This is a genomic window from Hymenobacter fodinae, assembly GCF_004745825.1.
In the GTDB taxonomy this organism is placed as follows: domain Bacteria; phylum Bacteroidota; class Bacteroidia; order Cytophagales; family Hymenobacteraceae; genus Hymenobacter; species Hymenobacter fodinae.
The window spans coordinates 158,938-171,979 of the sequence record NZ_SRLA01000005.1; the positions used below are offsets into that span (position 1 = coordinate 158,938).

Annotated in this window: 7 protein-coding genes; 4 read left to right on the forward strand and 3 right to left on the reverse strand. The window is 61.3% G+C overall.

The genetic code is table 11. The annotated features are described in order from the left end of the window. Positions 1 to 94: 94 nt before the first annotated feature. The 3 genes from EU556_RS21040 to EU556_RS21050 form a co-directional block, all read right to left on the reverse strand. The gene (locus EU556_RS21040; RefSeq protein ID WP_167855666.1) at positions 95 to 1,306 is read right to left on the reverse strand and encodes a DUF4861 domain-containing protein; all 1,212 of its coding nucleotides are present in this window, start codon (positions 1,304 to 1,306) and stop codon (positions 95 to 97) included. A gap of 57 nt (positions 1,307 to 1,363) precedes the next feature. Continuing rightward, entirely contained in the window at positions 1,364 to 2,605 is a 1,242-nt protein-coding gene (locus EU556_RS21045; RefSeq protein ID WP_135436125.1) for a DUF2264 domain-containing protein, read from the reverse strand. Between the two features lie 210 nt (positions 2,606 to 2,815). Then, complete coding sequence (locus EU556_RS21050; RefSeq protein ID WP_135436126.1) at positions 2,816 to 7,075, reverse strand: hybrid sensor histidine kinase/response regulator transcription factor; 4,260 nt, start codon at positions 7,073 to 7,075, stop codon at positions 2,816 to 2,818. Positions 7,076 to 7,392: 317 nt separating this feature from the next. Between EU556_RS21050 and EU556_RS21055 the strand changes: the two genes are divergently transcribed. The 4 genes from EU556_RS21055 to EU556_RS21070 all read left to right on the forward strand — a co-directional run bounded on the left by EU556_RS21055 (position 7,393) and on the right by EU556_RS21070 (position 12,988). Beyond that, positions 7,393 to 7,578, forward strand: a complete 186-nt coding sequence (locus EU556_RS21055) for a hypothetical protein (RefSeq protein WP_135436127.1) — start codon at positions 7,393 to 7,395, stop codon at positions 7,576 to 7,578. A 166-nt stretch (positions 7,579 to 7,744) separates the two neighbouring features. Then, positions 7,745 to 9,604 (forward strand): glycoside hydrolase family 35 protein, encoded by a 1,860-nt coding sequence (locus tag EU556_RS21060; protein WP_135436128.1) that lies wholly within the window; start codon positions 7,745 to 7,747, stop codon positions 9,602 to 9,604. A gap of 39 nt (positions 9,605 to 9,643) precedes the next feature. Then, the gene (locus EU556_RS21065; RefSeq protein ID WP_135436129.1) at positions 9,644 to 10,801 is read left to right on the forward strand and encodes a glycoside hydrolase family 43 protein; all 1,158 of its coding nucleotides are present in this window, start codon (positions 9,644 to 9,646) and stop codon (positions 10,799 to 10,801) included. Positions 10,802 to 10,858: 57 nt separating this feature from the next. Then, positions 10,859 to 12,988, forward strand: a complete 2,130-nt coding sequence (locus EU556_RS21070) for a DUF2264 domain-containing protein (RefSeq protein ID WP_135436130.1) — start codon at positions 10,859 to 10,861, stop codon at positions 12,986 to 12,988. Positions 12,989 to 13,042: the final 54 nt, after the last annotated feature.

Consider the following 13,042-nt stretch of genomic DNA (forward strand, 5'->3'; position numbering starts at 1 on the left):
TTGTCGGCGGGTCCGCTAGGCCAGTAATTAGTACTGGCCTAGGAGCTTGGTAGTTGGTATGCAGGCCGGAATCAGGGGCATTAAGAAAAGGGAGCTATTTCCAGCGGACTTCCAGGGGGGCGGCCAAGCGCTGGGCAAACTCACCGAGGTACGTATCCCAGGCAGCGGCTGAGGCGAACTGCCCGCTTTTCTGCCAGCCAAAGCCTGCGTAAAACACTACAACATCCTGCGTGGGTTTGGTTACAACGTAGAGTTGGCTTTGGTCTTTTTGGGTTGTGCGGTGGTCTTGATAGTCCCGGATATAGCGGGGTTCCACCACCACGGCCGTGCCCAGGTAAGAGTCGTCTATCTTTTCCCAGTAGCGAAACCATCCCGCCTGCTGGTTGGCTCGTACCTCGCCTTGCTGCTCGTGCAGGGTTAGGCCAATGGTGCAGTTTGGCAGCGCCGGAGTAGCCCGGATGTGCTCTTCAAAGCGAGTTAGGTTACTGCCCAGGTCGAGGGAAATACGCTTGGTCTCCGTGACGGTGCGGCCATTAGCTTGCCAGGGAGCGTAGGTCAGCTCGAACAAAGTGCGGATGGGGCCGGTGGCTAGAATCTTGTAGCTAGTAAAGTTTTTAGAGACGTAAAGCTGCCCGTTATCGAGGATGCCGCTGCCACCCGTACCCCGGCTGCCACCCACGTGGTAAGGGTCGTAGCCTTCTCCCGTGTCGGTGTGGTAGGCAAAGGGTTTCTCGTGCACGTGGCGCCCATACCACTTGTCTATAATGGGGTAAGGTACGCGCTTCAGCCAGCAGTCCATGCCGCTGGTGAGCGTACCGCTGGGGTCTTTTGCTTCGGCTAGTTGTTGGGCCACGGGGCCGTAGGTGCGAAAGGCCACCCGGTCATTTTCCCAGGCAAAGTCATCGGTGCGTTCGGGCACGAAGCGCGCAAACGTTGTGCGGTCGGTGGGCGCCGGGCCGGGTTGCCCCGGCTCCAGGGTAAACTGCTTTTGCCCCCGGGCGGGCATGTCAGTCTGAAACAGAAGCTCATCGGGCTGCCCATCCGCATTGCTGTCCAGCCACTGGCTTACCAGCGGAGCGCCCGTCTGGCCATCCCGCACTACTACCTGGCCTAGGCCACCTGCCCCCGCCACTTGCCGCACCCGGCTAACCGGCAGACTAACGGTTTCGGCGGTACGGGCTAGGTTCAGGGTATTGCGCACGGTAATGGTTGCGCCCGTTTTGGTGGGGGCGGGCATGGTGGGGGTACCTCCCGTAAGAAGCCCGGCAACGGGTGCCCCCAGGGCTAGAAATCGAAATAAGCTCATAGCAGACAAGGAAAATACGGCAACGCAGCGCACTGAAAGGCCAGCGCCGCTCATAAGTTAAAGGGCGTGGTCGGGTTTAACGTCTTGGCCCGACCAAATTCGGCGGGCCGTCCACTCCTGGGAGGGGCTGGCCCAGAAGGCGGCCGTGGCGGGCAGGCCTAGCGGAAGAAATGCCGTGGTGCAGAGGTAGAGGCTGCCCGTGGAAATGTAGGTTTCGCCGATGCCTGGCTGGTGGCCGCACAAGCCAATTTGCAGCCAGCCCTGCGCATCGAAAGTGCCTTTGGGCTCCAGAGTCCGGCGGATTACGGCCGTCAGGGCACTGCGCGCCTGCCCCGCCGGCAGCTCTGGCGGAAGTTGCTGCTGCAGGGCTACTTGGGCCAGGTGCTGAAATGCCCCGCAACGGTAGGCCAGGGAGCGGCCGAAAGCCGCAAACGAACCATCGGGCCCAATCAGACGCTCCTGCACCATGGCGTAGCGCCGGGCTCGGGCCCGCAGCTTCTCCAGCAGCTCGGGGCTTTCCTTGCCCGCCGCCACCAGCGTGCTCACCACATCCAGCAGCATAGGCTGAATTACGTAGCTGTTGTAGTAGTCCCAGTGAAAGTCGGGGCCGTCACCGTAGGTGCCGTCTCCTTTGTACCAGGTCAGGTGCTCCTTAATGGCATAGTCTAGGCGCATCAGGTCGCCGCTGCCGGTAAACTTGAGCAGGGCCGCTTCAATAATGCCACTAAACAGCAGCCAGTTGCTATACACCGGCTTGATGACGCGGGTACTCACCAGGGCCACTACCAACTGCTGTTGGGTGACCGGCGGAAGCTTACCCCAAAGCTGAGTAGGGGCCCGCAGCAGGGCGTGAGCCAGAAAGGCGGCATCAACTACAGGCTGCCCGCCCTGAGTGAAATTGAGGAAATCAGCGGACTGCGGATTGACTCCCTGAGCTATGGCCTGGCGGGCAAGCTCGGCCACGCGCTGCTGCCGGGCTTGCTCGGAGGCGGGCACCTCGGTTAGCTCCAGCCAAGGAGCTAGGCCTGCCAGGGTGCGCCCTAGGGCCTCAAGGTGGGTGACGGCGCGCCGGCCGTTTTGCTGACCAGGGGCGGCCTCCACGGGCATGGTGGCTTTCAGCTGCCCGCGCGCGGCGGCTTGTAGCACGGGCTCCGCAATCTTCAATAGTGTACTAAGCCAATACTCGCGCTCATTGGTTTTAGCGGGCACTGCTGGGGCAGAGGGGTTCCCGGCCCAGGTGGGCAGGGCCAAGGAAGATAGCGCGGCGGCCGCCCGGGCCACAAAGGAGCGTCGTTGCATGCGTAGTAGCTCAAAAGGCCATTCAGTGTTATAACCCGGCAGCCGCCTGGCGCGACCAGGGCCACTGAGGCTGCAATACTACCACGCCGCCGCCGGAATGGCCGGGGCTATATTAGCAGAATAAGGGGGCATGATTCGGCCGGTACGCTAGGCCAGTGGGTAGAGGGCAGAAGCAGCCCTACCTATAAATAATGGCCGCTTGCGAGTGGCCTAGCTCTCGGAAGAGGCTACTTCCCGGCTTCGCCGGTGCTGCTTGGCGTACTCTGAGGGGGCGACACCAAAAATTTTCTGGAAGGTTTTGCGGAAGTATTTGGCATCTTCCACGCCCACCTGAAACGCCACTTCCGAAACGCGCATGGTGGTCTGGGCCAACAGTTGCGCGGCTCGCTTCATGCGCACATCCCGAATAAACTCAACCGCCGTCTGGCCAGTAATGCCTTTGATGCGACGGTAGAACACGGATTGGCTCATTCCCACTTCGCGCACCAGCATTTGCACGCTAAAGTCGGGGTTATCGAGGTTTTTCTCCACCACACTCATGGCATTTTCCAGAAACTCGCGGTCGGCGTCGGCCACTACTATTTCTGTGGGCTCCAGCAAAATCTGGCGTTGGTAATACTCATGGAGCTTGCGACGGTTGCGGAGCAGGGCCGCGGCTTTGGCCTGGAGCAAGGCGGGCGTAAATGGCTTGCTCATGTAGTCGTCGGCGCCCATGCCCAAGCCCTCTAGCTGCTGGGTTTCGGCGGTGCGGGCCGTGAGCAGCAGCACCGGAATATGCGCCGTTTTGGGGTGCTGTTTCAGCTTCTGGCAAAGCTCAAGGCCGTCGCTGCGCGGCATCATCACGTCGCTCACAATCAGGTCGGGCAGTTGGGCCAGGGCTTTCTCCCAGCCTTCAAGCCCATCGTCGGCGGTTAGCACGTCGTACTCGGGAGCAAACAACTGCTGCAAGTACTGGCATACCTCCTGGTTGTCTTCCACAATCAGCAGGCGAGGCGGCCCCGTAAGCCCTGGGGGCGTGTCGGGCAGTGAGGCCTCGGCCTCAAGCTGCGGCAGCAATAGGGGTTCTTCGTCTAGGAGCGGGGCGGGGGCGTCGGAAGACTGAATGTCCTCGGGGCGTAGGTGCCGGCTGCCAAACGGCAGGCGCAGCTCAAAGCTGGTGCCCCGACCCACGGCGCTGGCCACGCTGAGGGTACCACCGTGGCGCTCCGCAAACTGCTTCGCCAACGACAAGCCAATTCCCGTGCCCGTCATGCGCAGCGTGTTGGTGTGCGAGGCCTGGTAATATGGATCGAAGACATGGTCTAGCTCCTGGGGCTTGATGCCCACGCCCGTGTCCGTTACTGTAATTTTCAGGTAGTTGCCAGCCAACTGGCCTTCATTGTACACGGCCTCTGCCTCCGCGTTGCCAATGATAGTGGCGGAAAGCTCTACCCGGCCCTTGTTGCGGGTGTACTTAAAGGCATTGGCGAGCAGGTTGGTCAGGATGATTTCTAGCTTGCTCTGGTCGAAATACAGGTTGACGGGCTCCTGCGGCACATCCAGCACATACGTCACGGCCCGCTCCTGCGCTTTAAGCTGGAAAGTGGTGTACACTTCCGCCAGGAAGCGCCGGGCATCGTGCAGGCCTGCCAGCAGCGGCACGTGGCCAGTTTCAACCTTGCGGAAATCGAGAAGCTCGTTTACCAAGTTCAGCAGCTTGCGGGCCTGTTTTTCCATGCGCTGAACCTTGGCGCGCAGCTCAGTGACTGGCCCGGGGCTGCTCAGAATTTCTTCCATGGGCCCCAGAATCAGGGTGAGGGGAGTGCGCAGCTCATGCGAGACGTTGGTGAAGAAGCCCAGCTTTAAATCCGTCAGCTCCTTTTCCTTTTCAGCCTGGAATTGCTCTAGCACCAACCGGTTTTTTAGGGCCTGCTGGGCCATTTCCATGCGGCGGTACAGCGCAATGGCCCCGAGCGCCACGGTGCCGTAGAGCAGGTAGGCCCACCAGGTTTTGTACCAGGGTGCCCGCACATCAAACTGCATGGTCGCCACCTTCTTCGACCACACGCCTTCCCCGTTGCTGGCCTTCACCTCGAAGGTGTATTGGCCCGCAGGCAGGTTGGTAAAGGAAGCGGTGCGCTGGCCGGGGGCGGGGTACACCCAGTGTTGGTTGTAGCCCACCAGGCGGTAGGCGTAGCGGTTTTTCTGGGGGTTGGCGTAGTTGAGGCCCACAAACTCCACCGAGAAATCATTTTCCGATGCCTTAATGGTAACGGTTTGGGGCTGAGACAGGGGGCGTTTGAGGACTACCCGCCCATTCAGCTCCTTGCCCACCGCTACCGGCTGGTTGGCCAGGCGTAGGCCAGTAATCTGTACCACGGGCGGGTAGGGGTTGGGCTGAATGGCATGGGGCTGGAAGTAGCTAATGCCATTGATGCCGCCGAAGTACAGGGTGCCATCCTGGGCGCGGGCCGCCGCCCCAATCTTAAAGGCATTGCTCTGCAGCCCGTCGGCCACATCGTAGCGCAGGTGTTGGCGGGTAGCAGGCGTGAAGCGGTAGAGGCCCGTGCCACCAATCCAGAGGTGACCTTCGTCGTCGGCTAGCAGGCTTTCCACGTCGCTTTCGGGCAGCCACTGGCGGTAGCGCTCAACCCGCTCATGGCCCTGGCCATCTGAGGTCAGCCTATGCAGACCGCCCCCAATGGTGCCAATCCAGAGCGTGCCCTGCCGATCGAGCAGCAAGGGCCACACGTAGTTCACGGCTAGGCTGCCCTGGTTGCCCGGCGTGTACTTAAACTGCCGCAGCAGTTGCAGCGAGCTGTCAGTAACGCGCAGTTTTAGCAGACCCGCATCGGTCGTGCTAGCCCAGAGCACGTCGGTACGCGGGTCATAGAGCAAATAAGTGAAGTTGCTAGTAGGCAAGCCTTGGTCTCCGACCTGGTAGGCACCCAGAAACTTTCCCTCCTGGCTTAGGTGAACGAGACCGGCCGTGAAGGTTGCCACCCAGAGCGTACCGTAGCGGTCCTCGGTAATACTCTCGATGCCGGTGTCGCTGAGGCGCAGCTTGTTCGGCAGCTGATCGTAGGTCGCCAGTGATTCGCGGCCACCCCGCCGCGAGAGGCTTTTCAGGCCGTACCCGCGGGTGCCAAACCACAGCGTACCGTTGCTGCTCTGGAAAATAGTGGCCACGTCTACTCCGCGGGTCGTGCTGCTCGTTTCATGGTTGAGATAGTTGCGGTAGGTTTCGTGAGTAAGATCGTAGGCCGCTACGCCGTTGCGGGTGCCATACCAGAGAACGTTGCGGCTCTCCTCCTTAAACACGGTGTTTACGTAGTTGTTGGCCAAGGCTGCCTGGCCCGCTAGCTGCTGGCGCAGCCGGCCGAAGGGCTTCTGCCGCAAGTCTACTTTGTTGAGGCCGCCAGCCGAGGCGCACAGCCACAGAATCTGGTTGCGGTCTTCGAACAGCTGATGGATTCGCTCCGAGTTGATGCTGGACCGCTCGCCGTCCTGTGGCAGCAGCAGGGTAGGCTTGCCCTCGCGCAGCGGGGTGCTCGTGCCCGTTACAGCCCCGGCCTCCCACACATACAAGCCGTAAATGGTGCCTACCCACAAACGACCAAACGAATCCAGCAGCACGGATTGTAGCTGCGGGTAGGTTTGGGGCTGGGGATGAGCCGTAAGGTTGCGGACTGTGCGGCGGTTGGCTCCACTCACCCAAAATACCTGCTGGTCGGTCCCAATCCATAGGTCGCCACGGCGGTCCAGGGAAAGCACCCGCACAATATCGGTCAACGCGGTAGGCTCCAGCGCCAGCGCCGGGCTCTCGGGCCTGACCACCCACAGGCCCCGGTTGTAGGTGCCCACCCACACCTTGCCCTCGGGGTCGGCTGCCAGGCTGGTAACCCGAAGGCTTGCAGCCTGGGCATTATGTGGGGGCAGCACCTGGCGCAGACTGGCTACCTGCCCCTGCTGATTGAAGCTAAGCACGAACACACCTTGGCGGGAGGTACCCACCCACAGCCGACCGGTCCGGTCGGAGGTAAGCGCCGTTACGCTGAGCTGCGCTAGGTTGCGCATCAACGGCCGAAACCGCTCGGGCACCTGGTACTCGTCAAAGTTCAGCAGCCGGTCTTCGGCGGCATCGTAGATGCTCAGGCCGGCCCGCTCCGTGCCCACCCACAAGCGCCCTGTGGGAGCCACGTGCAGCACGGAAATACGGTTGGCGGAAATGCCATTGCGGGAGTTTACGGGCAGCCAGTACTGCTTTAGTCCGTACCCATCGTAGCGGTCGAGGCCCCGGTTGGTGCCCACCCAGATGAAGCCCGCTTGGTCTTGGGCCACGGCCATAGCGTCACTGTGGGAAAGACCCTGGTCGACGGTCAGGTGCTCAAAGCGGAAGTCGTTGGGCGTGGTACGCTGGGCCCAGGCTAGCTGGGGCAACCACAGCGCGAGCAGCAAAAGGGCCTGGGAGAGGTGGGAGAGTGCCGGCACGCGAGACAGGATGAAAGGGTGGGAGCAAACAGGCGGATGAGGCTACCCCGATCTAGAAAAGGTAGGACTCAGACCTGATAAAATCTAAGATAATCGATTGTGTGAAACCTCGCCAATAAAGCCGGGCAGTTGTAGGTTTTCACCAAATAACGTCACCAGAAACATCAGCTGAATTTGGTCACTATAACCAGAGAGTATGCGCTGCTCAGCGCCGCGCAAGGAGGGCACACCTAGTTGTTCCGCTCAAGAGGAAAGTTCGCTGGTCCACTCGAAGCTCTCCCGGCCACTAGGCGCGAAGTGGCCTAGCCGTGCTACGCGTGTCTACAGGATGGAGTGGAGTAGTAGGTGTTCGTGCGGATGGCAAGCAATTGGATATCAAGGACAACCACAAGGTGGAGCAGCTAGTGCCCCCAGCGACGCTACGCACTTTCGGTGGTGCCTGGTCGATTTCCCCCGCTTTCTTAGCGAAAACAACCCTCGTGCCCGAGCCCCCGAAAGGATAGCTTTGCCTTGCCTGCTGATAGAAACCTTACCGGCGCGGTGTGGAGCCCAACAGGCGCCGAGGAACCAGTTGGGTACCGACTGTTGACCTGATAGAATACCCACCACTGGCCTAGGCCTATCACGCAAACGCTCCTATCCGATACTTCACAGAGAAGTGCTGCACGTATGATAAACAGTAAGTATTCTAAGTGGTGGCTGCTGACGTTGCTATGCCTGGGCGGTGGCCTAGCGCGGGCGACGGAGCCAGGCCGTCCGGCGACGCACACCTTTGCGTTGGGGCCTACCCAATTCCTGCTCGATGGCAAGCCGTTTCAGATGATATCGGGGGAACTGCACTACCCGCGCATTCCGCGCGAAGCTTGGCGTGCCCGCCTGAAAATGGCCAAGGCCATGGGGCTGAATACCATCGGCACCTATGTGTTTTGGAACGCGCACGAGCCTCAGCCCGGTAAGTACGATTTCAGCGGCAACCATGATGTGGCCGCCTTCGTGAAGATGGCGCAGGAGGAGGGCTTGTGGGTGATTTTGCGACCCAGCCCTTACGTGTGCGCCGAGTGGGAATTTGGGGGGTATCCGTACTGGCTCCAGAATGTGCCCGGCCTGAAGGTGCGCAGCCAGGAACCTCAGTACGTAGCCGCTTACCAGCGTTACATTCAGGCCGTGGGCAAACAACTGGCCCCGCTGCAGGTAAACCACGGCGGACCGGTTCTGATGGTGCAGGTGGAAAATGAATACGGCTCATACGGCAACGACAAGCAGTACCTAACCCTGAACAAGCAGCTATTTGAGCAGGCCGGGTTCGATGGGCTGCTGTATACCTGCGACCCCGCCCGCGACGTGGCCGCCGGCTACCTGCCTGGCCTGCTGCCCGCCGTCAATGGCCTAGATAATCCCCAGCAGGTCAAGCAAATTGTGCGCACCCACCATAACGGGCAGGGCCCCTTTTACATTGCCGAGTGGTACCCGGCCTGGTTTGATTGGTGGGGAGCACCTCACCACACTGTACCCGCCGCGCAGTACACGGCCCGCCTCGACTCGGTGCTGAAAGCTGGCCTGTCCATCAACATGTACATGTTTCATGGGGGCAGCACCCGGGGCTTCATGAACGGGGCCAACTACAAGGGCGATACCTCGCACTACGAGCCCCAGGTCAGCAGCTACGACTACGACGCGCCACTGGACGAAGCCGGCAATGCCACGCCTAAGTTCATGGCCTTTAGGGAAGTAATTGCCAAGTACCGGCCGGCCGGGCAACCCCTGCCCGCGGTGCCCGCCGCGCGCCCGGCGGCAGTGCTGCCCCCGCTCCAGCTCACGCGCACGGCCCGCCTGCTCGACCGTCTGCCCGCACCCGTGGCCAATGCTACTCCGCTCACCTTCGAGGCCCTGAAACAGGCCTACGGCTTCGTGCTCTACCGTGCTACGGTACCCGGCGGAAGCACCCAAACGCTGAAGCTCACCGATCTGCGCGACTACGCCGTGGTTATGGTGAATGGGCAGCGGGTAGGTACGCTAGACCGACGCCTTAAGCAGGACAGCCTGCGCCTGACCTTGCCCACGGGGCCGGTGCAGCTTGATATTCTGGTGGAAAATATGGGCCGCGTAAACTTTGGGGAGTACCTGCTGCAAAACACCAAGGGTATTACCCATAGTGTGCGCTTGGGGGGCAAAGAAGTGAAGAACTGGCGCATGTACGGCCTGCCGTTTGAGCAAGCCCCCGTGGTAGCCAAAGCAACGGGGGCAGCCCCGGTTGCAGCCGGTGGCCCAGTGCTGCGCTCAGCTTCCTTCACCCTAAATACCCCCGCCGATACCTACCTCGATATGCGTGCCTGGGGCAAGGGCAGCGTGTGGGTGAATGGCCACAACCTGGGCCGGTACTGGTCCATTGGTCCTCAACAAACCCTGTACGTGCCCGCCGAATGGCTGAAAAAGGGTAGCAACGACATCACCGTGCTGGAACTGCTCAAGCCCGAGCAAGCTACGCTCACCACGCTTAACCACTCCTTGCTCAACGAGCTGAAGCCCTAAGATAAGGCTGGTTATACCCATCCCAGCCGCTCATTGCCCATGAAAAAGATCCTGCTCCTTGGCGCTCTACTAGCCCTGGCCGGCACGGCGCCGGCGCAGAAGCGCACCAGCTTTCAGCCCGGCGCCGTGTGGCCCGACAACCACGGTACTCACCTGAACGCTCATGGGGCGGGCATCCTGTATGATAAAGGCCGCTACTACCTGTTTGGGGAGCACAAAATTGCGGGTCCGAAGGGTAACAGCGCCCAGGTAGGGGTGCATTGCTACTCTTCCACCGACCTCTATAATTGGCAGGATGAAGGCATTGCCCTGGCGGTGGCAGCCGAAGGCTCGGGATCAGAAATTGAGAAAGGTGCCATCATTGAGCGGCCCAAAGTGGTTTTCAACCCTAAGACCGGCCAGTACGTGATGTGGTTTCACCTGGAGCTAAAGGGCAAAGGGTACAATGCTGCCCGTACTGCCGTGGCCGTGAGCAAGAAGCCTACCGGGCCCTTTACCTACGTGCGCTCTTACCGGCCGGGAGCGGGGCAGTGGCCTACCGGCTTTCAGGAAGCCTGGAAACAGCCCGCACCCAATGAGGCCAGCCTGAAATGGTGGACGCCGGAATGGCGCACGGCTGTGGCCCAAGGCTTGTTTATTCGGCGCGACTTGCAGCCGGGACAGATGGCCCGCGACATGACCGTGTTTGTGGATGACAATGGCAAGGCCTACCATATTCATTCCTCTGAAGACAACCTGACCCTGCATGTGGCCGAGTTGACCGACGACTATCAGGGCTTTACAGGCCGTTGGAACACCATTGCACCCGCGGGCCACAACGAGGCCCCGGCCATCTGTAAGCGCCAGGGCAAGTACTACCTCATTACCTCGGGCTGCACCGGCTGGGCCCCCAACGCCGCTCGCTCCTTTGTGGCTTCCTCCATTTGGGGGCCGTGGCGGCAGCTCGAAAACCCCGCCATCGGGCCCGATGCCGACTCCACCTACCACTCGCAGAGTACCTATATTCTGCCGGTGGCAGGTAAAAAAGACGCCTTCATTTTTATGGCCGACCGCTGGACGCCCAAGAACCCCATCGATGGCGGCTATATCTGGCTGCCGTTGTCCTTCGAAGGCGACCAGCCCCGCCTGCAATGGGCCGACCGCTGGGACCTGAGCGTGTTTGACCAGCCGCGGCGCAAAACTGTCCCCACCCCTTAGCTGCCCTGGCCGCGCCTGGTGCTCCCACCCACCAAGCACGGCCCCAACCTTTCCCACATGTCCTGTTCTAACCCACCCATTTTACCTGGCCTAGCGCCAGTGCAGTTATCCCAGCCGCCGCTGCGCAGGTGCCACCCGGCGGGGCGGCAGTTGCTACTAGGCCTAGGCCTGTGGCTGGGCTGCACGGTGGCCGCGTCGGCCCAGAGCGCGGTACCCGTGCCGGCATTCACTACCTCGGTACAAGCGCCTGCTGCCAAGCTTCCCCCGTTTGTGGTAGAGCAGCCCAACCGACAGCTCAGCCCGTTCACCGGCATGACGCGCCAGCACTGGCAGGATGCTGCCCGCTATCTGCTGAGCGGAGCCTTCAGCTACGTGCACCAGCTCTCCGACCCCATGCAGTTTCCGAAGCAGCCGGGCAAGAGCTACCCCCGCAACGAGGGCCAGGTGCCCACCGAAAAGCTGGAAGGGCTTTGCCGCACCTTGTTTATGGCCGCACCCCTATTGAAGGAGGACCCCGGCCTGACGCTGAACGGCATAAAGGTGGGCGACTATTACCGCCACCAGCTGGCTCGCCTTGTTGATCCGCAGAGCGACACGTACATTCCGCCCCGCGCCCCCAACGGGGGGCCTAGCCAAAACCTGGTGGAGTTTGGAGGGCTGTCGGTGGCGCTGTTTGCGGCGCCCGAAATCCTGTGGGACCCGTTGCCCAAGGCTACCAAGGAGGCCCTGGCCGCCACCATGCTCAGCTACGGCGACGGGCCTACCGTGCCCCAGAACTGGCGCTACTTCAACATCTTCATTCTGAGCTTTTACAAAAGCCGCGGCTACCAAGTGAACGAGAAGCTGCTGGAAGAATACCTGCAGAAGCAGCTGACTCACTACCGCGGCGAGGGCTGGTACGACGACGCCCCGGCCTTCGACTACTACAGCATGTGGGCCTTCCAGATGTACGGCCGGCTGTGGTCGGAGTACTACGGGCGGACGCACTACCCCCAAGTGGCCCAGCAGCTGACCGCCAACTTTGCGCCCCTCAAAGACAGCTACCCATATATGTTCGGGCGCGACGGCAGCATGATTATGTGGGGCCGCAGCATCACATACCGCTTTGGGGCAGTGGTGCCGTTCCCGCTAATGGGCCTGCAGCCCGAGGCCGGAACTAACTTCGGCTGGATGCGGCGTATTGCCTCGGGCGCCATCCTGCAGTTTCTGCAGAACCCCGACTTCTTGCAGGACAACGTGCCTACCCTGGGCTTTTATGGCGCTTTCGAGCCAGCTATCCAGGCCTACAGTTGCCGGGGCAGCGTGTACTGGATGAGCAAAGCGTTCCTAGGCCTATTGGTGCCCGCCGACAGCCCCTTCTGGACGGCCACCGAAAACGAGGGGCCCTGGGGGAAGGAGCTGGCACCGGGCACCGTGTTCAACAAGTTTGAACCGGGCCCCAACATTCTGGTCACAGATTACCCGAATGTGGGAGCGGCTGAGATTCGCACGGCCGCCAACCGCAGCATCACCGACCCGTACCGGGGCAACGAGAACTACAACCGCCTCAGCTACAACAGTGCTTTCCCCTGGCAGGCCGACGGCCCCAACGGGGAGGTGGCCATGAATTACGTGTTCAGAAACAAAGACCACCAGTGGGAACCGCTGCGCCTGTTCACCTTCAAAAAGTTTGAGGATGGCGTGTACTACCGGGAGGCCGAGCTGGAATCGAATAAGAACATCCGCCTGAGCCTGGCCGACGTGCCACTGCCCAACGGCATCCTGCGCGTCGATAAAAGCAGTGGCTCGGAAGGGGCCCCCATGCGCCTAGGCCACTACGCTTTGCCCAACCTCACGGGAACCATTCGGCGGCAAACGCGCACGGTGAAGGGCGTGCCGGTGCAGCTCATCGACAACGGCATCTACCAACTGGCCCTGGTGCCCTTGAGCGGCTGGGCCGCACCCGAAGTCGTGGACGCGACTGGCCTACACCCCGTCAAGCCCCGCAGCACCGTCCTGAACGTGGCCGGAACCCTAGCCCCGCAAACCCAGCCAAGCATCTACGCCACGCTTATGCTCTGGAAGAAATCGGGGCAGCCCTGGAAAGACGCCGAGCTGCTGCCGGTCCGGAAGGTGGCCTACTCGGCTCCCGACAACAGCGCCGTGCTGACTTGGGCCAACGGCAAAACCCAGCGCCTCACCTTCTAACCCCCGGCGGTGCATTCGGCACCGCGGGGCTGCCCGTCACGGGTGGCATTGCTC

What these genes read in the sequence shown, in the direction of transcription:
- EU556_RS21040 (WP_167855666.1), bottom strand. Translation starts at nt 1,306, where the DNA reads ATGAGCTTATTTCGATTTCTAGCCCTGGGGGCACCCGTTGCCGGGCTT.
- EU556_RS21070 (WP_135436130.1), top strand. Translation starts at nt 10,859, where the DNA reads ATGTCCTGTTCTAACCCACCCATTTTACCTGGCCTAGCGCCAGTGCAG.
- EU556_RS21065 (WP_135436129.1), top strand. Translation starts at nt 9,644, where the DNA reads ATGAAAAAGATCCTGCTCCTTGGCGCTCTACTAGCCCTGGCCGGCACG.
- EU556_RS21045 (WP_135436125.1), bottom strand. Translation starts at nt 2,605, where the DNA reads ATGCAACGACGCTCCTTTGTGGCCCGGGCGGCCGCCGCGCTATCTTCC.
- EU556_RS21060 (WP_135436128.1), top strand. Translation starts at nt 7,745, where the DNA reads ATGATAAACAGTAAGTATTCTAAGTGGTGGCTGCTGACGTTGCTATGC.